Origin of the sequence: Sphingomonas sp. CARO-RG-8B-R24-01, from assembly GCF_022662295.1 — a bacterium.
Taxonomy (GTDB): domain Bacteria; phylum Pseudomonadota; class Alphaproteobacteria; order Sphingomonadales; family Sphingomonadaceae; genus Sphingomonas.
This window is the reverse complement of record NZ_JAKNQI010000001.1, coordinates 105,991-132,035: the sequence shown is the minus strand read 5'-3', so window position 1 is coordinate 132,035 and position 26,045 is coordinate 105,991. Positions and strand designations below refer to the sequence as shown.

Here is a 26,045-nt window from a genome sequence, read left to right as displayed (position 1 = left end):
GATGAACATTGGTTTCTTCGGCCTGCAATTCAGCTTCGGGCTGCAGCAGAGCAACATGGGGCCCATCTACAGCTATCTCGGCGCGAGCGAGGCGGCGATGCCCTTGCTATGGCTTGCGGGTCCGATGACCGGGTTGCTGGTACAGCCGCTGATCGGAGCGTTGAGCGACCGTACGGTCAGTCGGTTTGGAAGACGGACCCCGTATTTTCTCATCGGCGCCTTGCTGTGCAGCCTCGGCCTGCTCGCCATGCCCTATAGTCCGACGCTCTGGGTCGCAGCGTCGCTGTTATGGGTTCTGGACGCGGCCAACAACGTGACGATGGAACCATATCGCGCCTATGTCGGCGATCGGTTGGACCCCGATCAGCGGCCAATCGGTTTCCTGACGCAAAGCGCCTTCACGGGACTGGCACAGACTTTGGCATATCTGGCGCCGTCCATTCTGGTGTTCTGGGGAATGGACCGCGATGCGGTGGATCTCAACAACATTCCGCATATCACCAAGGCCGCGTTCCTGATCGGCGCGGTGCTGTCGTTGTCGACGATCCTGTGGTCGGTGCTGTCGGTGCGCGAATTGCCGTTGACGCCGGAACAGATTGCCGAGATGCGCCGCGAACCCTTGTCCGCGCGCACTACGCTGGCCGATATCCGCAATGCAGTTCGCGACATGCCGCCAACCATGCGCAAGCTCGCATTTGCCATGCTGTTTCAATGGTATGCGATGTTCTGTTATTGGCAGTTCATCACCTTTGCCTTGGCGCGCTCGCTGCACGGGACGAGCGATGCGAGTTCGGCCGGGTTCCGGGACGCGGCGCTGGCGACCGGGCAATTGGGTGGTTTTTACAATTTCGTCGCCTTCGTCGCCGCGTTTGCCCTGGTCCCGGTGACCCGACGCTGGGGCGCGCGCAACGTGCATGCCCTGTCGATGCTCGCCGCGGGTGCTGCGATGCTGGCCATTCCGGGGATAACCACCCAAAGCTGGTTGTTCGTACCCATGATCGGGATCGGGATCGGCTGGGCGAGCCTGATGGGGAACCCCTACGTCATGCTGGCGGATTCGATCCCACCCCAGCGGACTGGCATTTACATGGGCATCTTCAACATGTTCATCGTCATCCCCATGATGATAGAAAGCCTCACTATGCCATTGTTGTACAACAACATTCTGAATGGGGACCCGCGCAATGTCCTGTATCTAGGGGGCGTGCTGATGGTTGCGGCCGCGGTTGCGACGATGCGGGTACCGTCGGGCCGACCGGTTGCGGCCAGCGCCTGACGGCTACACCACCGTCGATCCGCGGATGATCAGCGTGGGATCCAGCAGGCGCGACGTCGCCGGCTGACCCGCGATCCGCTTGAAAACGATGTCGATCAACGCCGCGGCGCCGGACACCAGATCCTGCCGCACCGTGGTCAGCGCCGGGGTCGTATGCGCGGCGAGGGTCACGTCGTCATATCCGACGACGGCCACGTCCCGGGGCACGTCCAGCCCATGCTCGCGTAACGCGCGCAACGCGCTCATGGCGACGACGTCGGAGGCTGCGAAGATCCCGTCGGGGGCGGGGTGATCCGACAGATAGGCCGCAATCGCGGCATAGGCAGCGTCGGGCGTAAGGTGCAGATCCAGCATCTCCCCGGTGACGCCCGGACCGGCGGAATCGACCGCTTCCCGGAAGCCAGCCAGCCGTTCGGCGAATTCGGGCGCGCTGGTGTTGCCCAGGTACAGCAGACGCTGGCGTCCAATCGCGATCAGGTGTTCGGTCGCGCGAAGACCGCCCAGCCGGTTGTCCGACCCTACCGTAACGTAGCGCTGCCCCGGCAACTGCGCGCCCCATACGGCGATCGGCGGATAGCGTGCCGCGACGCGATCGATGACTGCGTCCTGATCCGACTGACCGATCAGGATCAACCCATCGATTCGCCCGCTATCGACCAGTCGGTCGAGCCAGTCGCCATCGCGCGGGATGACCCGCGACAGCATCAGATCGTAACCGCGTTCGGTCAGCCCGTCGGCGAGGTGACCGAGCAACGAGAGAAAGAACGGATCCGACAGATGCTGCCCTGTCTCATGTCCCAGCGGCAGGACCAGACCGATCGCCTGGGTGCGCTGCATACGGAGATTGCGCGCGAGCTGGTTGGGTTGGAAGCCGTGTGTGTCGGCAAGGTCGCGGATGCGCGCGCGAGTCTGTTCGTTGACCGAGGAATGCCCGGACAGCGCGCGGGAGGCAGTGGAGACCGACGTCCCGGCAGCGCGGGCCAGGTCGGCGAGGCTCGAGATCGCAAGGTTGGGGTCGGGATGGGGGGCGGTCATGACGGGTTGCGTACCATCTGAAAGGACCAAGAGATATTAGGTCGACCGAGGATTTGGATCAAACCATCGCACCCGAGCGGTGGTCAGCGACCTCGCGCGGGAAAGGTCGATCGACGTTCCCCGTAGTTTGTTAGAAAAACGACCGATAGCAACAAAAATCGGTCATGCAGCGGCGCTCTGTCACAAGTCGTCCATATCGCGATGCTAGGCCCGACTTCCCGCACCGATCCCATCCTGCCCAAACGTTTTGCAAAGTCCGTGCCCATGCTGATCAATCGACGTACCTTCCTCAACGGCGCCTCGACCCTGGCCGGGGTTGCGGGCCTCCCCGGCGGGGCGCGTGACCCGCTTCGTCCGCACGGATCGATCGAGGATGTCCAGCATGTCGTTATCCTGATGCAGGAAAACCGGTCGTTCGACCATTATTTCGGGACGATGCGCGGTGTCCGCGGTTTCGGCGATCCGCGTCCCGTAATGCTGCCCAGCGGCAAGCCCGTCTGGGCGCAACGCCGCGCCGACCGTGATGGCGGGCAGATCGCGTGGCCGTTCCGGCTGAATTACAACAGCACCAACGCGCGCTGTTTTACCGGGCTCGACCATAGCTGGAAGGACAGCCAGAATCGATGGCGTAACTGGGACGCCTGGGCCGAGCAGAAGGGCGCGTTGACGATGGCGCACCTGACGCGCGCCGACATTCCCTATTATTATGCCCTCGCCGACGCCTTCACGCTGTGCGACGGATATCATTGTTCGCTGCAGGGGCCGACCGGCCCCAATCGTCTCTACCATTTTACCGGCACCAACGGGCTGAGCGTGGGGCAGCAAGGCGTGTATTGCGTCACCAACGGCGGCTGCGACGATAATCCCGGTGCCGACATGGCCAAGGATGACCCGAACTTCGCGGGCCTGCCGTGGCGCACCTATGCCGGCCGTCTGGAAGACGCCGGCGTCCCCTGGCGGGTCTATCAGGAGCAAGCGAACTATTCCGATAATTCGCTGGCCTATTTCAGCGAATTCCGGCGGTTGGACCGCACGTCCGCGCGCTATCGCCGGGGTCGCGCCTTCGTCGACTGGATCGATGGCAAACCGCCGGTCGACCCGGAGAAGACGCGCGCGCAGCATCTCATCGCGGCGTTCTCCGCCGACGTGGCGGCAGACCGGTTGCCGTCAGTGTCGTGGATCGTGCCGATGATGGAAATGAGCGAGCACCCCGATGCCCCCGTGCCATATGGCGAGGTGCTGGTCAGCAGTATCGTTGCGGCGCTCGCTGCCAATCCCGCGGTCTGGGCCAAGACCGCGCTGATCGTGAACTATGACGAGAATGACGGATTTTTCGATCACGTTCCTGCCCCGATCCCCGCGATCGATGCGCGCTACGGGAAGAGCAACGTCGACGTGCGCAGCGAAACGTACCAGGGCGAGCCCGTCGGGCTGGGGCCGCGGGTCCCGATGCTGGTGATCTCGCCGTGGACGCGGGGCGGCTGGGTCAACTCGCAGATGTTCGACCATACGTCCGTGCTGCGTTTTCTGGAAAAGCGATTCGGCGTGGCGGAGCCCAATATCTCGCCATGGCGACGGTCCGTCTGCGGGGATCTGACGTCGATCTTCGATTTCGACGTGCCAGCGCAGGCCCGCAAGGATGTTGGCTGGCTCAAGGCGCTGCCTTCGGTAGCGGATTATGTCGCCGCGACACAGGCGCTCTGCCACACCGCACCGCCGCCGCCGATCGCGAACGGACGCGGCGTGCCGATGCAGGAACCGGGCACCCGCCCCGCGCGTGCGCTTCCTTACCGGTTCAACGTCGAGCCACTCTGGTCGGAGCACGGGCTGACCCTGCGCTTCGTCAACAGCGGGCCGGAGGGGATGGTGTTCGGTGTTCAGGACGAGCTGCGGTTCCCCGGCTGGCGGTATTTCACCGTGGCGGCGCAGTCACAGCTCGAGGAGACTTGGCCGGTGGCGCCGGGTGAGGGGGTGGCGCTGGTGGTGCGCGGTGCCAACGGCTTCTTCCGGGAGTTTCGCGGGACTGCGGAGCATGCCCGGCTGGAAACGACACTACAGCCGTCCGGCCGCGGCCCGATACGGCTTCGGGTACACAACCGCGCGGACCGCGCGCAAATCGTCATGTCGCATTGTGCGCATTCCGGCGTCGCCCGGCACGTGACGCTTGCGGCCGATGCCGTTGGCACGATCGCGCTTCCCGTCGTCCCGAAACATCGCTGGTATGACGTGCTCGTCACATCTGATGGCGGGACGCGGCAGCGGCTCGCCGGGCACGTCGAGACGGGTGACTCGGACGTCAGTGAACCGGCTCCGCTTTTCCCGCATCCCGTGTGAAGCCGCCGATCGCCGGGTTGCGGTTCCGATCCGGACGGGATTGTCATAAACATGTTGCCGAGCGCGGCTATGCGCGCCGAGCATGGCTACCGCAGGCGCGCATCTGGACGAGAGGGACACGCGCGGTTCGATGACGCGGATCCTCGACCGGCGCTTCCTCGGTCTGGCGATGATGGAGTTCTGGGAGCGGTTCGCGATGGCCGGCGTCAAGTCGCTCCTCGTGCTGATCCTCGCCGATGAGATTTTCGCGGGGACCGGTCGGCCTGCGACCGGGGCTCTGGAATTGCGCGCGGTGTTCGAAAGCTGGTTCGGCCCGCTCTCGACGACCGGCCTGGCGTCGCAGGTCTATGGATATGCGGGCGCGCTCCTGTATCTTTCGGTTCCGCTCGGTGGACTGATCGGCGATCTCATCGCGCGGCGTCATACCGTCATCTGTTGCGGCGCCGCCGCGATGATCGCGGGCCTTGGCCTGATGCTGCAAGTTCCCACCTTCCTCCCGGGGCTTGCGCTGTTCATGGTTTCGACCGGAACGCTGAAGGGCAATCTGTCGGCGCAGCTCGGCCAGTTGCTTTGCGGCGAGGTGGAGCGGCAGCGCGGCTACGCCCTGTATCTGGGCTTTCTCAACGCCGGGGTGATCTGCGGGCCGCTCGTTTGCGGGACGCTCGCCGCCTTGGCCGGCTGGCCCTACGCCATCGGTGCGGCGGCGATCGCCGTCCTGCTAGGGGTGGGGGGCTATCTCGCGACGGCTACGCGACTGCCGGCGTACGCTGCTCTTCCGGTTCGGGAAACCGGGCCCGCCACTGCAGCGCAGGGGGCCGGCATGCGGTCGAGCGCCATTCTCGTGGCGGCCATCCTCAGCATCTATTTCTGCTGGTCTGCCTATGAACAGCTCGGCGACATCTTCCTGATCTGGGCACGCGCCCGGATCGAGCTGCATGTGCACGGTTGGGCCATGCCGGTGGCGTGGTTCGTCTCGCTGGACGGTGTCTTCACCTTGCTGCTGATTGCCGGCGCGCAGGGATTCTTCCCGTGGCTTGCAAGGAGCGGCATCGGGCTAGGCCCGGAGGACCATATCCTGCTGGGCGGCCTGTGCTGCGCGAGCGGCTACCTCCTGCTGGCGCTGGCGAGTATGGGCGATGGCCCGTTGTCGATCGGCTGGGCCCTTGCCTATCTGATCCTGATCGATGCGGCGGTCGTGCTCGTCTGGCCCAGTGGCCTCACGCTGATCGCGGCGGTGGCGCCCCCGCGCTTCGTGGGGTTCTGGATGGGCCTGTTCTATCTGCATGGTTTCTTCGCGAGCCTTTGGGTTGGCATCAGCGGCAGTCTCTACGGGCGCACCAGCGATGGGCGGTTCTGGTTGCTGCAGGCGGCCATGGCCGGTGTCGCCGTCATGCTCGCCCTGCTCGCCACCGCGCTGCGGCGGCGAGCGTCCGCGGTTCAGGCGACCACCACCTCCGCGTGAGCGAAGGCGCGCGCGTACGGCTCGTCCAGCGGCTGATCGGTGACCAGGATGTCGACATCCGCCAGCCCCGCCGTCTGCAGCAGCGCGTAACGGCCGAATTTGGTGGCGTCCGCGCCGAGCAATATGCGTTTCGACGTCGCATAGGCGATCCGGCTCATCTCCGCTTCGCCCGGATGAAAATCCATCAGCCCGCGATCCAGGCTGATCGCACCGACCGACAGGATCGCGAGATGCGGTGTGAACCCGCGGACATACGCCTGCGCCTGATGGTCGGAGAATGCGCGATAATCATAGTCCATTTCGCCACCGGCCAGGAACAGCCGGTTTCCGTTGATCGCCCCGAGGTCGTTCGCCACCTGCAAGGAGTTGGTGATCACGGTCAGGCCGCGTCGTTCGACCAGTTGCTTTGCGATGAAGATGCTGGTCGTGCCGGAGTCGATGAAAAGGATCGACCCATCGGGGATCAGCGCCGCCGCCGCGCGGGCAATGCGCAGCTTGGCGTCGGCATTCTCCTCCATCCGCTGGTTGAGCGGCCCTTCGAACACCAGGGTGGCGAGGCGTGCACCGCCATGCTCGCGGATGACGACCCCCTGGTCTTCGAGCGTGCGCAATTCGCGGCGGATCGTCTCGTCCGACACTGCGAGCTCCGCGGCCAGGCTCAGGACCGACAGCGTCCGACCGCTGCGCAGGCGCGAGACGATTTCCTTTTGACGCGCTGAACGTTTCTGAATTGCACCCTCCCATGGGCGGTCTGTGGTCAATCGCGGTGTTGAATGCCGCGCGCGCCCTGTCAACGCGCGCGGCATCCCTTACGGGCGGATCAGAAGCCGAGCCGGAACTGCAGCCGTGCATAGCGCGGCGACTGATAGGCAGCCGGCTTCTGATAGTCGGGATTGGGGGCATCGGTGCCGAGCTGACCGAACGTGTTGTACGCCGTCACCGACGTGGTGTTGAACAGGTTGAACACGTCGAGCCGGAGCGATGCGTCGAACTTCTTGGGTACCGGCAGATGGACCACCACGCTGGCATCGAACTGCGTCAGCCATTGCCCGTCGAACGCGGTGCCACGCGGAACGAGCGTGCCGTTGCAGTAGAAGCTGTAGCCGTGATACCCGAAGGCGACCGGGTCGATCTCCTTGGGAACGGTCCCGATGCAGCTGTTATGCTGTGGTGACTGCAGCACCATGTTGCCGCCGATGTCCAGGAAGTCGAACGGGCGGTAGCTGCCGTAAGCCTTAATCGTATGGCGACGGTCGTTCGGCAGATAGCCATAGGCGCCGTTGACGAACGCGGGCGTATCGAAATCCGCGCCGCGGCTGACCGACAGCTGGCCGTTTTCGGACCGGATCCCGCCCTCGTAATTCCCCTTGGTCATCGCCCAGGTGTAGGAAGCGGAGAGGCTCCAGACCTTGTCGAAGCTGCGGTCGAAGGTGAGCGTCATGGCGTTATAGTGACGGCTTGGCTTGGGATAGGACAGGTCGCCGGCCCGGAGCGTGGCTACCGGCGTCGTGCCATCCGGCAGTGCGTTGATCTGGGTAACGATGTCCTTGCCCGGATTCGAAATCACGAAGTGCCGCCCGCCGGGATAGGCCGCCAGACACGCGGCCGCCGAAAAGCCCTTGCCAACGCAATAGGCCCGTTCGCCCGCATCCACCGAAATATCGTCGATCACGTTGGTCAGTTCGCGGTGCGTGAACGTCGCCCCGATGCGGATATGATCGCTGATCTGGCGGGTCGCGCCGAAGATCAGTTCGTTCGCGGACTGGGCGGACAGGTTGTTGGCAACCTGCCCGGCCGGGCTCGACGCCTGCCCGGTCGCGGTGACGATGCAGTTGGCGACCTTGGTGTCGGGGCAGGCGGTGAAGTCCGCGTTCAGGATCGGTGCGCCGGCCACGGGAACGCTGCCGTTTCCGCTGACCCCGTTGAACAGGTTGTAGCGGGTGTAGGTCAGCAACTGCCCCGCCACGTTCAGGTTGATGTCCCCGGCGAGCGGGAGGTAATATTTGCCGAAATAGCCGAACGCCTTGGTGCGCCCGTCGCCAAACACATCGTAGGAGGCACCGAGGCGGGGTGCCCATTGATCGCCGGACGTGTAGAAGGACTGGCCGTTGACGCCCTGGTTGCTGAACCGATCGTCGCGCACGCCGAGCTGCAGCCGCAGCCGGTCGTGGAGCATCGACCACTCATCCTGCAGATAGAGCGCCTGGTTGCGGACCTGCCCGATCCCGTCCTGCGAATAGACGCGGGTGGTATAATAATCGGTGCCGATCGGAACGCCGTAATTCGTGGCGTTCGCCGCCGCCCGGTAGATCTTGTAGAACCCGCCGCCGATCGTTTCATAGGTCTGCGTCTGCGTGTCGTGCTCGTGGTCATAACCGATGCGAACATGGTGCGACCCCAGCAACTGGAACTGCAGATCTGCATCGACGCGATAGAACTGCCGCTCGTCGTCGGTATTGCTATAGGCGTCGGTGACCTTGTTCAGCCCGATATCGACCCCGCCCTTGGACGGATCGCGATAATCGAGCACCCGCGGGTTCGATATGTCGAGCGGGACGTTGCCCGAGCGCAGCTTGTTGACCCCGTAAGCCGCCGACAGGGTGAGCCATGGAGTAAACGTGCCGGTATAGCGACCGACATAGTTGACGCCGCCGGCGCGGCTGTCGGTGCCGCCGGTCTTCGCCCCGATCGTGTTGGTCGCCATCGTATAGGCGTAGCTGCGCGTATGCGTGTCGTTGGTCGTGTCGAAATACGTGAACTCGAAATGATGCGCGCCGGTGATATAGCCGTCGACCTTGCCACCCCAGAACGGGCTGGTGTTGGTGACGCCGGTTGCATTGGGCTGGTTGGACGCGGGCGTCATCGAACGGATGTCGCGCAAATTGTAGAGTCCGTAGACGAACAGATGGTCCTTGATGATCGGACCGCTTGCCTGGAACACCATCTCCTGGCGGCTTGCGGTCGCATCGCGATAGTTCGTGTTGTAGGTCGTCGGCGATGCCCCGCGCAGGCCTTGCGGCTCCCACGTGCCGGTGACGCTGGCATGATAGTCGTTGGACCCGGATTTCGTGGTGGCGACGACATAGCCGCCGGTCGCCCGGCCGAATTCCGCGGGCGCGCCGCCGGTCTTGACTTCGACCGTCTGGTAGAAGTCGAACGGCACTTCGGTCGGCTGCAGGCCCGATACGAAATCGGTGACGTTCAGACCGTTGATATAGAAGGCGTTCTCGGTGAATGCCGCACCCGATACCGAAACCTGGTTGGCAAAACCGCCGTTTGCGCCGGAGGAGCCCTGTACCGCGCCCGGGGTCAGCAGCGTCACGTCGCGCAGTGTCCGGCCGACCGGGACGCGGTTCTGCAGCGACGCGAGGTCGATGACGGCACCGGTCGTCGTGTCCTGGAAGTCGGAAACGCGCTGGCGCCGCCCGGTGACGACGATGTCTCCCGCTTCGGCCGTCGGGGTGAGGGTGAAGCTGTTCGCGCCGCCCGTGCCCCGGGTCAGGGCGACGTTCTTTTCGGAATAGGGCGCAAAGCCCGGTGCCGTTACGGCAAAGTCATAGTTCCCGGGGGCAAGTTGCGGGATCGTATATGCCCCGGAGTCGTTCGTCGTGACCGAGCGGCTGATGCCGCGATCCGACGAGGTGATCTTGACCTCCGCATTGGCGATCGGAACGCCATCCCCGCCGTTCACTCGGCCGGACGCAGCAATGTTCGTATAGTCTTGCGCCAGCGCCGGTTGGGCACAGGTGACCCCGCCGACCACGGACGTTCCGAGCATGAGCAGCGCGCGCACGACGACGGCGCGCGAAAATCGCGTTGAACGGTTCACAGATTGTTTCCCCCTGGAAGATGACGACGCCGATTGTCCCTGCGTCCTGACCTGCCGTCTAAGTCAGGCTTGTGGAAATTTTGTGACTATCGGTAAAAAATCGAACATGGTGTGTTCTTCGAGCTCGGTGCAGGTCGCCGGTTGGCGCGGATGACATTTGGGTTGCTCAAGCGGAACGCCGTGGTGGCGTGATATGGTTTCGCCGCGCGGGGGTAAGCGTCTGCGGCAGTCGGTTGCCGCGGAATGCGAATGCACCGGTGTACGTAAATGGGCTTGCCAACCAGGCTCGCTCACGGCAAAGCCGCTCGACCAGCGGCGTTAGCGCGCCGCTATCCGATGCAAGGCGCGACCGCGGATGTTCCGCAGCGCCGCAACGGGATCGGGGAGTGGCGCAGTCCGGTAGCGCGCCTGCTTTGGGAGCAGGATGTCGCAGGTTCGAATCCTGTCTCCCCGACCATTTTCCAACGACTTAGCTAAGCGCTACACGGTCGATGTCCGATCGGCCTGTGGCATGATCTGGCCGACGATCGGTTGGATCGGACCCAGAGCCGGCGTTTTGGCACCTCGCAATGCAGGGAAAGCGCGATCGATGCACCGCGCCACGTGAAAACTCGGGCTGCCTGACCGGATCGCCCTTCGCAGAGCGCAAGCGAAGGCGTGCACGGGGACCCTATCGAACGGTGTCCTCCACGCCGGTCATGCGTCCCTGCTCCTTGCTGCCCCGCGCGGTGTTCAGCGCTGTTTCTTGGTCGAGGCGGCGGAGAAGTCGGGGTCCTTTTTTGCAACCCAATCGACGAATTTTCGCACGGCCGGGTTTGCGAGCAGCTGGTCCACGTCCGTTCCATACCGTTCGAGTTCGGAATTCGTGAAGGTGGCGGTCACCGTCTGCTGGCAGATCGGGTGCATCGGAACGACATCCCGTCCGCCGCGACTCTTCGGCACCGGATGGTGCCAGACGATCGTCTTGCCGGTCGGTCGACCGCACAGCCAACAGGCTGGAACCGCCGCGGGAACGTCATCGGATTGAGGTGGGTCATACGATCCGTGCTTCGAATGCTTGCGAGCCATAGGTTTTCTGATTTCCGTAATTCGACCGGCACCCCAAGCCGCGCAGCCTGCATCTCTATACCAGCACACGGTCGATACCGAGCGCGAACAGACTTTTTCCGTCCTCGAAACGGTCGACCGCCAGCCGGGGATGTGCGCTTTCGAAGCGGCGACACGGCGGGAACCCCCGAATGACGCGAACGATGCTCAACGATCGGCGCAGCGAACGGGATTGCCCGCCCGAGGTCTTCAGGGTGAGACCCTCATGCGCGGCATGCCGATGAAATCGCGCTTGCCGAGCTTCACGCCCTGCGCGCGCAGGATCGCATACGCCATCGTCGCGTGAAAATAGAAGTTGGGCTGCGAGAAGGAGAGGAGAAAGTTTGCGCCCGTGAACGGCAGCTTGGTCTCACCGACCGCGAATTGGGTGTCGGCGTCCGCCAGCGCGTCGATCGTGTCGCGATCGAGCGCGGACAGCGCATCCATGGCGCGCCGGACAATGCCGTGCAGCCCGGCAAAATCGGTCGGCCAAGCGCTCATGTCGGGCGAAAAGCTGCCGGTGCGCGCGCCGTCGATGCCGCCGATCGAGTGCACCGCACACGACTTCACCTGATAGCCGAATGGAAGCATGTCCGCCGCCAGTTGCGCGTCGATCAGCGCCGCTTGGGTCATTGCGTTTTCCTCGCAGAACGCCTCGGCCTTATCCACGATGCGGTCTAGCGCGCCCAGGATCTGGAGGTTGGAGGGAATGACGGCGTCGTAGAGAGAGAAGGACATGTCGCGGCTCCGGTTGGTCGGGCCAGCATGGCGGTTCCGCAAGCATTGCGCCAGCATGGCCGCAAGCTGGCGCCTAGTTGTTACCGGCGGCCGAATTTCCATGCGCCCGATGCGAACAATAGCGGATCGTGTGGCCTCGCTTCGAACCGACGCGCGAAGCCACATACAACGCAAGTCGCGCGTCTTGGGGGGATGAGGTGAGCGTACCTTGGCACCTGCCTGCCATCCCCCTTGGTCCTTTCGACGGTCCGTAGCCGCTGGTTACGGGAGTTCGATCTTCCCGTTCATCCCCGGCCAATCCGAATAGCCCACGGTGCCACCGCCGTACCAATATTGCTTCGGCGCTTCGGCAAGCGGGGCGCCCGTCCGCAAGCGATCGACCAGGTCGGGATTTGCGAGGAAGGGTCGTCCGAAGCTGAATAGGTCAGCGTTGCCCTCGGCCAGCATCTTCTCCGCCAGGTCGAGCGTGTACTGGTTGTTGGCGATATAGGCCCCGGAAAAGCGGCGGCGCAGTTCCTGAAAGTCGACCCCGTCCGGCACATCACGGGTCTGCTGGGTCACGCCTTCGATGTCGTGGATGTACAGAAGTCCCATCTCGGAAAGAGCATCGACGAACGTGTCGAAGGTCCGCCCCACCTCGCTATCGAGCGGCGTCTTTCCGGGCTCGGTCGTCGCTGGCGAGATGCGGATGCCGACTCGCTTGGCGCCCCACACGTCGACGACGGCACGGACCACGTCGAGCGGGAAGCGCAGGCGGTTCTCGATCGCGCCGCCATAATCGTCCGTGCGCTGGTTCGTGCTGTCGCGGATGAACTGCTCGAGCAGGTAGTTGTTCGCGGCGTGGACCTCGACGCCATCGAAACCGGCGGCCTTCGCCTGTTCGGCGGCATGGCGATAGTCCGCGACGATCGCGGGAATCTCGTCGGTCTCCAGCGCTCGCGGCGTGACAAAATCCTTCATTCCGTCGTTGGTGAAGGCCTGTCCCTCGGGGGCGATCGCCGACGGCGCGACCGGCAGCGCACCGCCGTGCAGATCAGGGTGCGAAATGCGTCCCGTGTGCCAGAGCTGGAGGAAGATCACGCCCCCGCGCCGGTGCACCGCCTCGACGATCGGCGTCCACGCCGCGACCTGTTCGTCCGACCAGATGCCGGGCGTCAGCGCATAGCCACGCGCCTGGGACGAGATGTTGGTTGCCTCGGTGATGATGAGGCCGGCATCCGCGCGCTGTGCGTAATAGTCGGCGGCGAAGGCAGGCGGGATCCCCGCATCGTTCGAGCGGCTGCGCGTGAGCGGCGCCATGACGATACGGTTCCGCAGCTGCAGATCCCCGATCGTGACCGGTTGCAGGACGGGGCTGGTAGGGAGGTCGGACATGATTTGGTCTTCCGTGGGAATGGGGGAACCCCGAGAGGTGAGGCTGCAACGCTTCGCCCGGGTACTTTCTCCCCGCCCTTTGCGAAGCCGCTTCGGGCGGACGTCAGGCGCGCCGCGGCATGCCTGGAACTTAGGGAGGGCGTGACCCGGGTTACGCAGTTGCTATGGACGATTGTCCACGTCTGGAACGCCGCTGTTGCGGCGGCGTAGGCCGCTAGGAAAATCGCTCGATCGTGCAAGCGTCGCCAGAACGCATCGTTGTGCCCGTAAGGGTCGTCGAGCGGCCTGTTGCCGATCGTAGATGGAGCCACGACTCGATCGGCACAGTTCAAGGGAAGCGATACCCTTGATAAAATGTACGCTAAGAGAACTGGCCTGACCCTCGAACTTTGAATGGACGACTGCGCATGCGCGGGACTGGGTACGACAGCGAAGGGCTCCGAGCGGCGCCGGCTCCCCCGCCCGGTACCGGACGGCGGGCGCTGCTCGACGTTCGTGCGCTCGGTAAATCCGTGCCTGGACCGCGCCGGCTCTTCCGCGACCTCGACCTTGCGGTTTCGGCGGGGGAGCTCGTGGCAATCATCGGCGAATCCGGCGTGGGAAAATCGACCCTGCTCAACATCCTCGCCGGGCTGGATGAAGCGGACGAAGGCCGTGTGACGATCGACGGCATCGATCTCGGCGGGCTCGACGAAACGGCGCGGACGCGCCTGCGGCGGGAGCGGATCGGGTTCGTGTTCCAGGCTTTTCATATCCTGCCGTATCTGACGTTGCGCCAGAATATCGCTTTGCCCCTGGCGCTCGTATCACCCGATGCCGCAGCGGCGGATTTGCGGGCGGACGTGATGCTCGATGCGGTCGGCCTGGCCGGGCGGGGCGGGGGGTATGCGCGCGACCTGTCGGGCGGGGAATTGCAACGCGTCGCGATCGCGCGCGCGCTGGTGCACCATCCCGCACTGATTTTAGCCGACGAACCGACGGGGAACCTCGACCCCCAGACCGCGGCGCGCGTGCTGGCCCTGTTTGCCGAGGCCGTGCGTGGCAATGGCGCGGCGGGAATCATGGTGACGCATTCCACGGCAAGTGCGGCTATCGCCGACCGAGTGCTGACGCTCGGCGCCGACGGCCTGGTCGAGCGGCGTGGCTGAGACCGCCGGGCTGATCTCGGGACGGCTCGCGCTCGCATGGCTCGTCGCGGGTGAGTGGCGGTTCCATCCCGCTCGCTTCCTGATGACGGCTGTAGCGATCGCCGTGGGCGTGGCGCTGGGGTTCGCCGTCCACCTGGTCAACGGGTCTGCCCTGGCGTCGTTTGACGGCGCTATGCGCGGGGTCAGCGGCGCCGCGGAATTGTCGGTCCGCGCCACCAGTCCGCTCGGGATCGATGAGCGCCTCTATCCGAAGATCGCAGCTGCTCGGGGGGTAGCCGACGTCAGCCCGGTCGTCAGTCTCGATGCGCGGATCGGCCGCGTTCGATTGACCTTGCTGGGGGTCGATGTCATCCGCGCCGCCGTCGTGACGCCGTCGCTGATCGGTCTGCGTCCGGCCGGCCCGGACGCGGGAAACGATACCCCCTTCGACGAAACCGCACTGTTCCTGTCCCGACAAACGCTCGCCCAGATTGGCGCACGCGTCGGTGCGACGGTGCGTATCGTCGCGAACGGCAGGACGGTGCCGCTGCGGATTGCGGGCACGCTGCCCGGCGCAGGGGACGCATCGGTCGGAGTTATGGACATCGCGGGTGCGCAGTGGCGTTTTGGCAGGCTCGGGCGCATTGATCGGCTGGACCTGGCATTGACCGATCGTACCGCAGCGGAGCCGGCGCTGCAGGCGCTGTTACCCGCCGACGCCGTTCTCTCCACCGCTGCGGCGCAGAACGCCCAAGGCGATGCGCTGTCCCGGGCTTATCGCGTCAACCTCGACATGCTGGCACTCGTTGCGCTGTTGACCGGAGGCTTCCTCGTCTATTCGGCGCAGTCGCTTTCGGTGGTCCGTCGACAGCGTGCATTCGCCTTGCTCAGGACACTCGGCATGCCTCGCGGCGGGGTGATCGCAGCGATCGTCGTGGAAGGCCTGGCGATCGGCGTGGTCGGTTCCGCGGTGGGACTGCTGGCAGGCTATGGCCTGGCATGGGCGGCGCTACAGTGGTTGGGTGGGGATCTCGGCGCGGGGTACTTCGGGGGGAGCCGCACCGGCGTCGTGTTCCAGCCATGGGCGGCACTGGGCTTTTTTCTCCTCGGCTTGCTGGCAGCGTGCCTTGGCAGCGCCCTGCCGGCCCGGGTCGCGGCCCGCGCCTCGCCGGCGGCGGCGCTCAAGAATGCCGGCGACGTGCTCGATCCGCGTCGACCGGTCGCGTGGTGGCCCGCCGCAGCGCTGCTGATCGCTGGAATCGGCGCAGCGCTGTTGCCGGCGGTCGACGGTCTCCCGCTGTTCGGTTTTGCGGGCATGGCGCTGATGCTGGCGGGGGGCGTGGCAGGCGTGCCCTGGCTCGCCAGGGCATTGCTCGGCCCGTTGGCGCAGCGGGATCGGGGACGGGCGTGGGTGCCGGGACGGGTTCCGCGCCGGCTGGCGGTGCTGCATTTGCACGGTGCTCCCGGTGCGGCGGCGACCGCGTTGTGCGGCATCGTGGCCTCGACCGCGCTGATGATCGCCATGGCGACGATGGTGACGAGCTTTCGTGGCGCAGTCGATGACTGGCTCGGTGACGTCCTGGGGGCGGACCTGTACGCGCGGACCACGGCGGGTGCATCCTTCGACTCGGCCACGCGGGCTCGCCTGTCCGCGACGCCCGGCATCGCGACGGTCGCGTTCAGCCGCGAGTTGCCGTTGACCATCGCCGCCGATCGCCCCCCGGTCAGCCTGATCGCCCGTCCCGAACGAAACGGTCGCGATCCGTTGCTGGTCCTGATCAAGCGTGCGTCATCGCTGCCCGTCGGCGCGGTGCCGGTCTGGGTGTCCGAACCGGCACAGCGCCTGTACGGGTGGGAGCCGGGCGCCACGTTGACGCTGCCGATCGCCGGGGGCACGCGCTTCTTCGTGGCCGGCGTTTGGCGCGATTATGGGCGGCAGGCGGGGGCGGTCCTGATCGACGAGGTCGATTATCAGCGTCTGACCGGGGACGATGGCCGCAACGAGATTTCCGTGACCGTGCAACCGGGGCAGGACGTTGGCAGGATTGCCGCCGGCATGACCGCGCGACTTCCCGCATCGCTGCGGGCGCAGGTTGCAATGACCCGGCCCGCGACGCTGCGCCGGCTTGCACTGACGCTGTTCGATCGCAGCTTTGCGGTGACGTATCTGCTGGAGGCGGTGGCGATCGTGGTCGGGCTCGCGGGCGTGGCGGCGACGATGTCCGCGCAGACGATCGCGCGCGAACGCGAGTTCGGCATGCTGCGCCACCTCGGCCTGACCCGTCGCCAGCTGACCGCGATGCTCGCGACCGAGGGGGCGATCGTCGGCCTGACGGGGGCGCTTGCGGGGATCGGTCTTGGGCTGGTACTGGCGCAGGTGCTGATCCACGTCATCAACCCGCAGTCCTTCAACTGGACGATGACGACGCGCATACCGATCGGCACGCTGGTCAGCGTCGCGGGGGCCCTTACCGGGGCGGCTGCGGGCACTGCGGTTCTGGCTGGGCGTCGCGCAACCGCCCGTAGCGCGATCCAGTCGGTGCGGGAGGATTGGTGATGCGGCGACCCGCCATGGTGACCGGGGCGCTTGCCGCCATCGCGGTCGCGGTACCCGCGGCCACGCCGTATCCGCAAGTGCGCCCTGGCATCGTCCTGCGGTTTCCGGGGGATCATGGCGCGCATCCGGCGTTCCGGACGGAATGGTGGTATGTGACCGGCTGGCTCAAGACAGCGGATGGCAAGGATCTAGGCTTTCAGGTGACGTTTTTCCGTACCCGTCCGCCCGTCGATGCCGGCAACCCGAGCCGTTTCGTCGCCAGCCAGGTGCTCTTTGCGCATGCCGCGCTTTCGGATCCAGCGAACGGGCGTCTGCTGCACGGTGAGCGGGCAGCGCGGCAAGGTTTTGGGCTTGCGTCGGCCAAAACGGGCGATGCGGACGTGGCGATCCGTGATTGGCGGCTCCGCCGTCTTCCGGACGGACGCTGGCAGACCGACGTGGTGGCCGACGGGTTCAAGCTCGCGCTTGCGTTCACCCCGACGCAGCCGCCGTTGCCGCAAGGGCAAGGGGGGTACAGTCGCAAGGGGGGGCAAAGCCAGGAAGCGAGCTATTATTATTCGATGCCGCATCTGCAGGTATCCGGGCGCGTCGTCCGCGGTGATCGCAGCACGGCGGTGACCGGCGAGGCATGGCTCGATCGCGAATGGTCCTCAAACTATCTCGCGCCCGCAGCGCAGGGGTGGGACTGGACCGGCCTCAATCTCGCGGACGGATCGTCGCTGATGGCGTTCAGGATACGCCGGAAGGGCGGCGGTACGCTCTGGGCGGGCGGCGCCTTGCGCCAGCCCGGCGGAAGGACGGTGGTGCTCGGGCGTTCGGACGTGGCGTTCCGGCCGGTCACCGTCTGGCGGAGCCGGGCGACCGGGGCAGCGTATCCGGTCACGCAAGACCTTAGCATTCGCGTGGACGGAAAGGTCACGACGCGTCGGCTCACGCCAATGTTCGCCGCGCAGGAACTCGACGCCCGTCGAAGTGGGCTTCCGGTCTATTGGGAGGGTGCCGTGCGAACGCCTGGCGGTCGCGGGTATCTCGAGCTGACGGGGTATGACCGGCCGTTATCGATGTAGCAACGCCGCATGAAGACCGGCACGTTTCGGCGATCGTACCGGAGCGGCACGCTTGTTCTGGCGTAGCGGCGAAGCATTGTCTTCATCGTTGACGAAATACTGACAATTAGGACGCTTCCGCCACTGTCGCTGCCAGCATGCCGATCGTTCGACGTGGTGTGGATTACTCGCCCAGACGGCCAAACACCGTTCCAGCGCATGGTGACGATGGATCAACGGACTTGCACACCGCGCCGCGTCCGCCGATGACACCAAACATCGACTTCGTCCGGATGGTAAAATAGTGCTTTAGGATCGTAATACACGGCGCTATCGTACAGCGACATGGGGGATGACACATGCTCGAGCTGAAGAACGTCACGCATATCTATGCCAACGGCACGTGCGCGCTGGACGATGTATCGCTGGCCATTCCCAAGGGGATGTACGGGCTGCTTGGCCCCAATGGCGCCGGCAAGTCGACCCTGATGCGCACGGTCGCGACGCTGCAGGCCCCGACCTCGGGCAGCATACGCTTCGACGACATCGACATTCTCGCGACGCCCGATCGCTTGCGGGAGCGGCTCGGCTATCTGCCACAGGATTTCGGCGTGTACCCACGCGTGTCGGCCTATGCCATGCTCGATCATATGGCAGTGCTTAAGGGCGTCGCGTCGGCGCGCGAGCGCAAGGAGACGGTCGAGACGCTGCTCAACCAGACCAACCTATGGAACGTGCGCAAGAAGGCGATTGCGGGTTTCTCGGGCGGCATGCGCCAGCGCTTCGGCATCGCGCAGGCACTGATCGGCAATCCGCAACTGATCATCGTCGATGAGCCCACCGCCGGGCTGGACCCGGAAGAACGCAATCGCTTCCTGAACCTGCTCGCCGAAATCGGCGAGAATGTCGTCATCATCCTGTCGACGCATATCGTCGAGGACGTCGCCGACCTTTGCCCCCGCATGGCGGTACTCGCCGCCGGCAAGATCCAGCTGGAAGGCGCGCCGCAGGACTTGATCCAGGCCTCGCGCGGCACCGTCTGGGCCAAGACGATCGCGCGCGACGACCTCGCGCGATATGCGTCAACGATGAAGGTCATCTCGACCCGCCTGTTCGCGGGGCGGACGATCATCCACGTCCTGTCGAACACCGACCCTGGCGATGGTTTCGCGTTGGTGCAGGGCGGTTTGGAGGACGTGTACTTCTCCACGCTCTCGCGGTCGCGCCATATCGCGACGGACCCCGCACAGCCTGCCGTCGCGGCGTAAGGGGGCGACATGTTCGGCAAGATCGCCCGCTTCGAACTCGGCTACCAATTCCGCAACCCGGTCTTCTGGGTCGTATCGGTGCTGTTCTTCCTGTTGCCCTTCGGGGCGATGACCACCGAACAGATCCAGATTGGCAGCGGTGGCAACATCCACAAGAACGCGCCCGTTGCGCTTGCCCAGGTCTCACTGATCCTAACGTTGTTCTATATGTTCGTGACGACGGCGTTCGTCGCCAACGTGATCGTACGCGACGACGAGAGCGGGTTCGGCCCGATGGTGCGCTCGACGCGGGTCAGCAAGTTCGATTATCTGCTGGCGCGCTTCGTCGGCGCGTTCGTCGCGGCGGCCATCACCTTCCTGGTCGTGCCGCTGGCGATCTGGATCGGTTCGCTGATGCCATGGGTCGACTCCGAAACGTTGGGGCCGAACCGCCTGCAGGATTATCTGTACGTCTATGTCCTGCTCGCGCTGCCCAACCTGCTGCTGACCGCGGCGATCTTCTTCGCGGTCGCGACGACGACGCGTTCGATGATGTATTCCTACCTCGGCGTCGTGCTGTTCCTCGTCCTCTATGTCGTCCTCAACGCGGTGATCCGGTCCAAGCCCGAATATCGCGAGCTGGGGGCGTATATCGAGCCGTTCGGGATCGGCGCACTCAGCAAGACGACGCGCTATTTCACCGCAAGCGAATCGAACGCGCACTTGCCCGCCTTTTCGGGCGTTCTGCTGTGGAACCGGGTGATCTGGCTGGTCGTCTCGGCCGCGGCGCTGATGTTCGCATACGCCCGCTTCAGCTTCGCCGAGCGCGGCGTGTCGACGGGCACGATGCGCCGTCAGCAACGCAAGGAGGCGAAGCTCGGGGCCACGGCGCCACTGCTCGTACAGGCGCTGCCGCCGGTCCGCCCGGCGGCAGCGGGACGGGCGCGGCTGTGGCTGCGGTGTCGCTTCGAGATGGGGCTGGTCTTCCGCAGCCCGGCGTTTTTCGTCCTGCTGCTGATTGGTTTGTTCAACGCGCTCGGCGGCTTGATCTTCGCCGGCGAAATGTACGGCACGGCCGCGCGACCGCTGACCTTCGCGGTGATCGGCACGTTGATGGGGGCGTTCGGTGTCTTCCCGCTGATCATCGCGATCTATTATGGCGGCGAGGTGGTATGGCGGGACCGCGAACGGCGCATGCACGAGATCATCGATGCGACCTCGCTACCCAATTGGGCGTATATCGCGCCCAAAGTGCTCGCTGTAGCGGGCGTGCTGTTCGCGACGGTGCTGATCTCCGCGGTCGCTGCCGTCCTCGTCCAGCTCGCGCGCGGGGTTACCACGCTCGAGCCGTTGCAATATCTCGACTGGTATCTGCTGCCGTTGACGGTCGACATGGTGCTGCTCGCGGTTCTGTCCGTGTTCGTCCAGGCGCTCAGCCCCAACAAATATATCGGCTGGGGAATCATGGTGATCTATCTGGTTGCCACGCTGACGCTGTCGACCATCGGGTTCGATCACCCGCTCTATAACTATGGCAGCACCGGCAACGTCCAGTTGTCCGACATGAACGGCGATCAGATCGGCGGCCTGCTCAGTTGGTGGCTGCGCCTGTATTGGGCGGGCATCGCCCTGGCATTGGCGGTCTTCGCGCACGTGCTGTGGCGGCGCGGGACCGAAACACGGCTCTGGCCGCGGCTGCGCCAGGTGCCGAACCGGTTGAAGGGGCCGGCCGGCGCGGTGTTGGCGGCCGCGCTGCTCGTTTCTACCATGACCGGCGTGTGGCTCTATCGGCAGATGGACGTGCTCAACATCTACCGCACGCGCGACGATAGCGAGCAGCGCCTCGCGACCTATGAGAAGAAATACCTTCCCTACGAAAAGCTGCTTCAGCCCTCGACCACCGACATCACGCTCGATGTACAGCTCCATCCGAAGATGCGGCAGATGACGGCGCGCGGCCGCTATCGTTTCGTCAACGACACCGGTGCGCCGGTGCGCGACCTTCACGTGCGCTTGCAGGACGAGAATACGGCCATCGTGTCGATTGCCGTTCCAGGCACGAAACTCGTGATGAATGATGCCGATTTCAAATACCGCATCTATCGTTTCGACACCCCGCTTGCGCCGGGGGCCACGGGAACGCTCGATTTCCAGACCCGCCGCCAGACCGTCGCGCTCCGCGCCAATGGCGACGACACGCGGCTGATCGCGAACGGCACCTTCCTCAACAACGCTCAGTTCACCCCGAAGATCGGCATGAACCGCGACGGCCTGCTGGCGGATCGCGTCAAGCGCCGCAAATACGGACTGCCGTCCGAGCTGCGCAAGGCGAAGCTGGAAGACGTATCCGCGCAGCGGCGCAACTATATCGGCGATGCCGACTGGGTGAATTCGGACATCACCGTATCGACCGATGCCGGGCAGACGCCGATCGCGCCGGGCCGCAAGATATCCGATACGATCGCCGGCGCGCGCCGCACCGCGCGTTTTGTGTCACCCGCGCCGATCCTCGCCTTCTTCTCGGTACAGTCCGCCGCCTATGCCGAGAAGTCCGAGATTGCCGACGGAGTCAGGCTGTCGGTCTTCTACGACGCCAAGCACGGCTATAACGTGGATCGCATGCTGGCCGCGATGAAGACTTCCCTCGGCTATTATCGCGCCAATTTCGGACCCTATCAGTTCGACTATGCGCGGATCATCGAGTTTCCTGGCTATGACAGTTTCGCCCAGGCCTTTGCGGGCACGATCCCCTATTCGGAGCGGATCGGCTTCCTCGCCGACAATAACAGCCCGGACAAGATCGACTATGTCACCTATGTCACCGCGCACGAACTCGGTCACCAATATTGGGCGCACCAGATCATCAGCGCGGACCAGCAGGGCGGCACGATCCTGGTCGAAACGATGGCGCAATATTCCGCGCTGATGGTGATGAAACACCTGTACGGCGAGGACAAGATCCGCCGCTTTCTCAAATATGAACTCGACACCTACCTGCGCGCGCGTGGATCGGAGCGGATCGAGGAGCTGCCGCTCGATCGGGTCGAGGACCAGGGGTACATCCACTACCGCAAGGGCGCGGTGGTGATGTATCTGCTGCAAGACCGGTTGGGCGAAGCCCGCGTCAACACCATGCTCCGCGCGCTGCTCGCCAAATATCGGTTCAAGAGCCAGCCGTATCCGCGCTCGCTCGAGCTCGTGAACGGCTTCCTTGGGCTGGCCCGAACGCCGGAGGAACGGCAGCTGGTACTCGACCTGCTCGATCGGATTACGATCTACGATCTGAAAGCCAAGACGGCGACCGTGCGGACGTTGGCCGACGGCACCTTCGAGACCAGCCTGAGCGTGGATGCGGGCAAGTTCTATGCGACGGGTACGGGCAAGGAAACGCCCGCTGCGTTGCAAGACCACATCGCCATCGGGCTGTTCGACCAGAAACCCGAGCTCGGCGCGTTTGCGGCCAAGGACGTCATCGCGATCGAACGGCGGCCGGTGCAATCGGGTGTTAAGACGATCCGCATCGTGACCCGCCGCAAGCCGGCCTTTGCGGGAATCGATCCCTACAACACCTATGTGGATCGGAATTCCGACGACAATATCGTGCCGGTCGTAGCTGGCTAGGGTTACGAATCTTTACTCAAGGGCAAACGGTTTGAGCTACCTCTTTGCCCGCCGCAGCCTGCCTCCACCCAAGGACACCGGCGTTCGGCTCCAGGAAGGGGGAGGGGGCTGCGACCGACCGTTATCGTGCCGCCTTCACCGGCGGCATCGCGGAGCGGGTCGCCAATGCCGCCCCGGTCTTCCTCGGTGTAATACCGGGACACCCGGGGCGGCGCTGGCACACGATGTGCCGCGGCCTGTCCTCATCGAAGCGGTCAGCCCTCGATCGTAACGTCGTCCCCGCCGTATTCCTCGAGAACTTCCTGGACGGATTCGGCAGCTTCCTCGCTGTCGATCGTGACGGTAAGCGCGATGCGACCGTTCAAGGCAGCCTCGTCTTCCGTACCCGCCTCGAGCTCGGTCTCATTGTCAGCGCCGCTGGCCTCGGTGCCGGCGCTATTCTGGTCGCCCTCCGTACCGAACTGCACGTCGTCGCGGTCTATCCCATGCTCTTGCACGAGGTGCTCGATGGCCAATTCGGCTTCGCGTCGGGTCTCGAACGTGGCGTTGATCGTAGGCATGGCGCAATCTCCGGTGAATCCAGAAGCGCTCAACGCACGTACGGCCGTTATATCCCGCGTACTGGTCCGGATTTCGAGATAAACTTGCCGCAACGGCGACGTGGGCCCGTCCTGCTACCCCACCGATACGATCAGCGCGCCAACGGGCCGCTTCCGGGGCGGCGTGCACATTTCGGTAAGAGACACGCTGTATCCCTTTGTGCTTGCACGAACGAGCGGCCCCAAGGGTATGAACACAACGATCGGTACCACCCAGCTCCCGCGAACGCCTTCGCCCGAATATGACCTGATCGCGGCGATCGCCGCCGACCGGTTCGACGTCCCGATTGCGCTGGTCAACATCGACGATGGCGAGGACGTTTGGGTCAAGGCAAAGATCGGCCTCGACCTCTGCAGCGCTCCCAAGGACATCGCGTTCTGCGGGCACGTGCTCGAGACGGCGCAGCCGCTGATCGTCGAGGACCTGGCCGCCGATCTCCGCTACCACGATCATCCGCTGGTCCTCGGGGACCTTCACGCGCGATTCTACGCCGGCGTTCCCTTGCGGAACCGGCACGGGGTCGTGTTCGGGACGCTCTGCATCGTCGATCGTCGCCCGCGAACCTTCGGCGATCGCGACCTGCGTGGGCTGATGCTGCTCGCGGAACAGGTGGTCGAACGCGTCGAGCTCAGCGAACTGCGGCACCGCGAACGCGCCACGACGGTGATCGACCAGACCACGACGGATGCGTTCGTCACCTGCGACCGGCATGGCCGGGTCACGCATTGGAACGCTGCGGCGGAGGCGCTGCTCGGCTGGCCGCGCGACGAGGCGCTGGGTCGGCCGATCACCTTCATCATCCCGCCGGCGATGCGCAGCGCGCATAGTGCCGGGTTCGACCGCCTGGTCGCGTCGGACAGCGCGCAGCCGATGCGCGTGGTGGAAATTCCCGCCTTGCGTCGTGACGGGACCGAGGTGCACGTCGAACTCACCCTAGGCGTCCACCGCGAAGGCGACGACGTCACGATCGTATCGATCCTCCGCGACGCGACCGCGCGCCGACTGCTCGAGGCCGAGCGCGAAGCGAGCCGCATGCTGACCGACGCGATCGTCGAGAACATGCCTGCGGCGATCTATGCCAAGGATCTCACCACCGACCGCTACGTGTTCGTCAACCGCGCCTTCGAACAGCTGAGCGGTCGCGGTCGCCAGGACATCATCGGGCGTAGCTGGGGGGACGTGTTTCCGCAGGCCGACATGGAGGCCTATCGCCGCTCGACGAACGCCGCGATGGCGACGTCCGGCCCGATCCTGCTCGAGCGGACGATGACCCGACCCGATGGAACCGTCCGGCAGATCGAGGCGACGAAGATCAGGTCGGTCGGGCCCGATGGCCGGATGATCCTGCTCGGCTTCGCGCAAGATGTCACCGAAGAGCGCGAGGCCAACCAGCGGCTCTCGTATCTGGCGCATCATGACCCGCTGACCGGTCTGCTCAACCGCACCCGGTTCGGCGAGATCGTCGACGAATGCATCGCGGCGGGCGGCACCCCGGCGATCATCTGCCTCGATCTCGACCGCTTCAAGATCGTCAACGATCTCTACGGCCATGCCGCGGGGGACGAGGTGCTGGTCGAGGCGGCGCAGCGCATCGTGACCGCATCGCAGTCTCCGGTTGCCCGCCTCGGGGGGGATGAATTCGCCGTTCTGGTGGCGGACAGCGGCAGTGCCGGGCGGATCGCCCGCCGCACCGTGGACACGCTGGCCCGCCCGTTCGGGATCCGCGGTCACGGGGTGGGTATCGGTGCCTCGGCCGGGGTCGCGATCCACCAGGCGAGCCACGGCGGCGACAGTGATCTGGTGCTGCGCAACGCCGATCTGGCGCTCTACCGGGCGAAAGCCGAGGGGCGCAATCAATGGTGCTTCTTCGAGCCCGCGATGGACGACGCCGCGCGGGAGCGCCGGCAAGTCGAGTCCGATCTGCGCACCGCGCTCGATCGCGGCGAAATCCATGTCGAATATCAGCCGCTCGCCGATGCCGTGACCGGCACGGTCATCAGCTTCGAGGCGTTGGCCCGCTGGGATCACCCCCGTCTGGGGCGCATTCCGCCATCGCTGTTCATCCCGATTGCGGAGGAAAGCGGGATCATGCCCGATCTCGGCCGTTTCGTGCTGGAGGCGGCGGCCGCCGAAGCCGCGAGCTGGAGCCCCAAACTGAAGGTCGCGGTGAACCTTTCCCCCGCGCAGATGGACGAGGACGACCTCGTCGCCCAGGTCGGGCGCATCCTCGCGAAGGCGGCGCTTCCCCCGCGGCGGCTGGAGATCGAGATCACCGAGGGGATGCTCATCAAGGACACCGCCCGGGGGATCCGCCTGCTGACGGAATTTCGCGCACTTGGCGTGTCGGTGTCGATGGACGATTTCGGCACGGGCTATTCGTCCCTTACCTATTTCCGCACCTTTCCGTTCGACAAGGTGAAGATCGACCAATCCTTCATCCGCGACATGGACGAAAATCCGCAGTCGCTTGCGATCGTCCAGGCCGTGATCGGCCTGGGCCGGGGGCTGGGCATGCCGGTGGTTGCGGAAGGGGTCGAAACGCACGATCAGCTCGAGCGGCTGCGCGCGGAAGGCTGCGATGTCGTCCAGGGCTATCACATCGGTCGCCCCGCCGGGATCGGCAGCTTCAAGAACGGGGTCATTCTCGATGCGGTGGTCGGCGCGGCAGAGGCGTAAGGCCGCACGCTGAGCAGGGGCATGGCGTGCCGCTACG

General features: G+C 65.0%; 16 protein-coding genes and 1 tRNA gene. 10 read left to right on the top strand and 7 right to left on the bottom strand.

All coding sequences use genetic code 11. The features are described from left to right. Position 1: 1 nt before the first annotated feature. Positions 2-1,276 carry an MFS transporter gene (locus L8G49_RS00560; RefSeq protein WP_242181748.1) on the top strand — a complete coding sequence of 425 codons (1,275 nt, stop codon included), beginning with the start codon at positions 2-4 and terminating at the stop codon, positions 1,274-1,276. A gap of 3 nt (positions 1,277-1,279) precedes the next feature. Here L8G49_RS00560 and L8G49_RS00555 read toward each other — a convergent pair whose 3' ends face one another. Next, positions 1,280-2,311 (bottom strand): substrate-binding domain-containing protein, encoded by a 1,032-nt coding sequence (locus L8G49_RS00555; RefSeq protein WP_242181746.1) that lies wholly within the window; start codon positions 2,309-2,311, stop codon positions 1,280-1,282. Positions 2,312-2,575: 264 nt separating this feature from the next. Between L8G49_RS00555 and L8G49_RS00550 the strand changes: the two genes are divergently transcribed. Together L8G49_RS00550 and L8G49_RS00545 are read left to right on the top strand one after the other, a co-directional pair. Then, positions 2,576-4,645 (top strand): phospholipase C, phosphocholine-specific, encoded by a 2,070-nt coding sequence (locus L8G49_RS00550; RefSeq protein WP_242181744.1) that lies wholly within the window; start codon positions 2,576-2,578, stop codon positions 4,643-4,645. A gap of 82 nt (positions 4,646-4,727) precedes the next feature. Further along, on the top strand, positions 4,728-6,107 hold the full coding sequence (locus L8G49_RS00545; protein WP_242181742.1) for an MFS transporter: 1,380 nt from the start codon (positions 4,728-4,730) through the stop codon (positions 6,105-6,107). Here the strand turns inward: L8G49_RS00545 and L8G49_RS00540 are convergent. Both L8G49_RS00540 and L8G49_RS00535 read right to left on the bottom strand, forming a co-directional pair. Continuing rightward, positions 6,083-6,868, bottom strand: coding sequence for a DeoR/GlpR family DNA-binding transcription regulator (locus L8G49_RS00540; RefSeq protein WP_242136938.1), 786 nt, complete (start codon positions 6,866-6,868; stop codon positions 6,083-6,085). The two genes, L8G49_RS00545 and L8G49_RS00540, sit on opposite strands and share 25 nt — an antisense overlap. A gap of 59 nt (positions 6,869-6,927) precedes the next feature. After that, positions 6,928-9,900, bottom strand: coding sequence for a carboxypeptidase regulatory-like domain-containing protein (locus tag L8G49_RS00535; RefSeq protein ID WP_242181740.1), 2,973 nt, complete (start codon positions 9,898-9,900; stop codon positions 6,928-6,930). Between the two features lie 416 nt (positions 9,901-10,316). Here L8G49_RS00535 and L8G49_RS00530 point away from each other — a divergent pair. Beyond that, positions 10,317-10,393, top strand: a tRNA-Pro gene (locus L8G49_RS00530). Between the two features lie 275 nt (positions 10,394-10,668). Here L8G49_RS00530 and L8G49_RS00525 read toward each other — a convergent pair. The 3 genes from L8G49_RS00525 to L8G49_RS00515 form a co-directional block, all read right to left on the bottom strand. Next, positions 10,669-11,004 (bottom strand): hypothetical protein, encoded by a 336-nt coding sequence (locus L8G49_RS00525; RefSeq protein ID WP_242181739.1) that lies wholly within the window; start codon positions 11,002-11,004, stop codon positions 10,669-10,671. Between the two features lie 228 nt (positions 11,005-11,232). Continuing rightward, entirely contained in the window at positions 11,233-11,925 is a 693-nt protein-coding gene (locus L8G49_RS00520; RefSeq protein ID WP_242181737.1) for a DUF1993 domain-containing protein, read from the bottom strand. 96 nt (positions 11,926-12,021) lie between these two features. Further along, positions 12,022-13,134 (bottom strand): alkene reductase, encoded by a 1,113-nt coding sequence (locus L8G49_RS00515; RefSeq protein WP_242181734.1) that lies wholly within the window; start codon positions 13,132-13,134, stop codon positions 12,022-12,024. 407 nt (positions 13,135-13,541) lie between these two features. On the opposite strand from L8G49_RS00515, the gene L8G49_RS00510 reads away from it, so the two are divergent. From L8G49_RS00510 to L8G49_RS00490, 5 genes are all read left to right on the top strand, one after another. Further along, complete coding sequence (locus L8G49_RS00510; RefSeq protein WP_242181733.1) at positions 13,542-14,282, top strand: ABC transporter ATP-binding protein; 741 nt, start codon at positions 13,542-13,544, stop codon at positions 14,280-14,282. Next, positions 14,275-16,818: an FtsX-like permease family protein gene (locus L8G49_RS00505; RefSeq protein WP_242181731.1), complete on the top strand. Its 2,544-nt coding sequence runs from the start codon at positions 14,275-14,277 to the stop codon at positions 16,816-16,818. The genes L8G49_RS00510 and L8G49_RS00505 overlap by 8 nt, the downstream gene beginning before the upstream one ends. After that, a complete protein-coding gene (locus tag L8G49_RS00500; protein ID WP_242181729.1) occupies positions 16,818-17,885 on the top strand; it encodes a carotenoid 1,2-hydratase in 1,068 nt (355 codons plus the stop codon). Before L8G49_RS00505 ends, L8G49_RS00500 begins: the two co-directional genes overlap by 1 nt. 338 nt (positions 17,886-18,223) lie before the next feature. Then, positions 18,224-19,132: an ABC transporter ATP-binding protein gene (locus L8G49_RS00495; protein ID WP_242181727.1), complete on the top strand. Its 909-nt coding sequence runs from the start codon at positions 18,224-18,226 to the stop codon at positions 19,130-19,132. Between the two features lie 9 nt (positions 19,133-19,141). Beyond that, a complete protein-coding gene (locus L8G49_RS00490) occupies positions 19,142-22,732 on the top strand; it encodes a M1 family aminopeptidase (protein ID WP_242181725.1) in 3,591 nt (1,196 codons plus the stop codon). A 254-nt stretch (positions 22,733-22,986) separates the two neighbouring features. Here L8G49_RS00490 and L8G49_RS00485 read toward each other — a convergent pair whose 3' ends face one another. Then, positions 22,987-23,292, bottom strand: coding sequence for a hypothetical protein (locus tag L8G49_RS00485; RefSeq protein WP_242181723.1), 306 nt, complete (start codon positions 23,290-23,292; stop codon positions 22,987-22,989). 229 nt (positions 23,293-23,521) lie between these two features. Between L8G49_RS00485 and L8G49_RS00480 the strand changes: the two genes are divergently transcribed. Beyond that, a complete protein-coding gene (locus L8G49_RS00480) occupies positions 23,522-26,008 on the top strand; it encodes an EAL domain-containing protein (protein WP_242181721.1) in 2,487 nt (828 codons plus the stop codon). Positions 26,009-26,045 lie beyond the last annotated feature (37 nt).

What these genes read in the sequence shown, in the direction of transcription:
- L8G49_RS00560 (WP_242181748.1), top strand. Translation starts at nt 2, where the DNA reads ATGAACATTGGTTTCTTCGGCCTGCAATTCAGCTTCGGGCTGCAGCAG.
- L8G49_RS00555 (WP_242181746.1), bottom strand. Translation starts at nt 2,311, where the DNA reads ATGACCGCCCCCCATCCCGACCCCAACCTTGCGATCTCGAGCCTCGCC.
- L8G49_RS00550 (WP_242181744.1), top strand. Translation starts at nt 2,576, where the DNA reads ATGCTGATCAATCGACGTACCTTCCTCAACGGCGCCTCGACCCTGGCC.
- L8G49_RS00545 (WP_242181742.1), top strand. Translation starts at nt 4,728, where the DNA reads ATGGCTACCGCAGGCGCGCATCTGGACGAGAGGGACACGCGCGGTTCG.
- L8G49_RS00525 (WP_242181739.1), bottom strand. Translation starts at nt 11,004, where the DNA reads ATGGCTCGCAAGCATTCGAAGCACGGATCGTATGACCCACCTCAATCC.
- L8G49_RS00520 (WP_242181737.1), bottom strand. Translation starts at nt 11,925, where the DNA reads ATGTGGCTTCGCGCGTCGGTTCGAAGCGAGGCCACACGATCCGCTATT.
- L8G49_RS00515 (WP_242181734.1), bottom strand. Translation starts at nt 13,134, where the DNA reads ATGTCCGACCTCCCTACCAGCCCCGTCCTGCAACCGGTCACGATCGGG.
- L8G49_RS00510 (WP_242181733.1), top strand. Translation starts at nt 13,542, where the DNA reads ATGCGCGGGACTGGGTACGACAGCGAAGGGCTCCGAGCGGCGCCGGCT.
- L8G49_RS00500 (WP_242181729.1), top strand. Translation starts at nt 16,818, where the DNA reads ATGCGGCGACCCGCCATGGTGACCGGGGCGCTTGCCGCCATCGCGGTC.
- L8G49_RS00495 (WP_242181727.1), top strand. Translation starts at nt 18,224, where the DNA reads ATGCTCGAGCTGAAGAACGTCACGCATATCTATGCCAACGGCACGTGC.
- L8G49_RS00490 (WP_242181725.1), top strand. Translation starts at nt 19,142, where the DNA reads ATGTTCGGCAAGATCGCCCGCTTCGAACTCGGCTACCAATTCCGCAAC.
- L8G49_RS00485 (WP_242181723.1), bottom strand. Translation starts at nt 23,292, where the DNA reads ATGCCTACGATCAACGCCACGTTCGAGACCCGACGCGAAGCCGAATTG.
- L8G49_RS00480 (WP_242181721.1), top strand. Translation starts at nt 23,522, where the DNA reads ATGAACACAACGATCGGTACCACCCAGCTCCCGCGAACGCCTTCGCCC.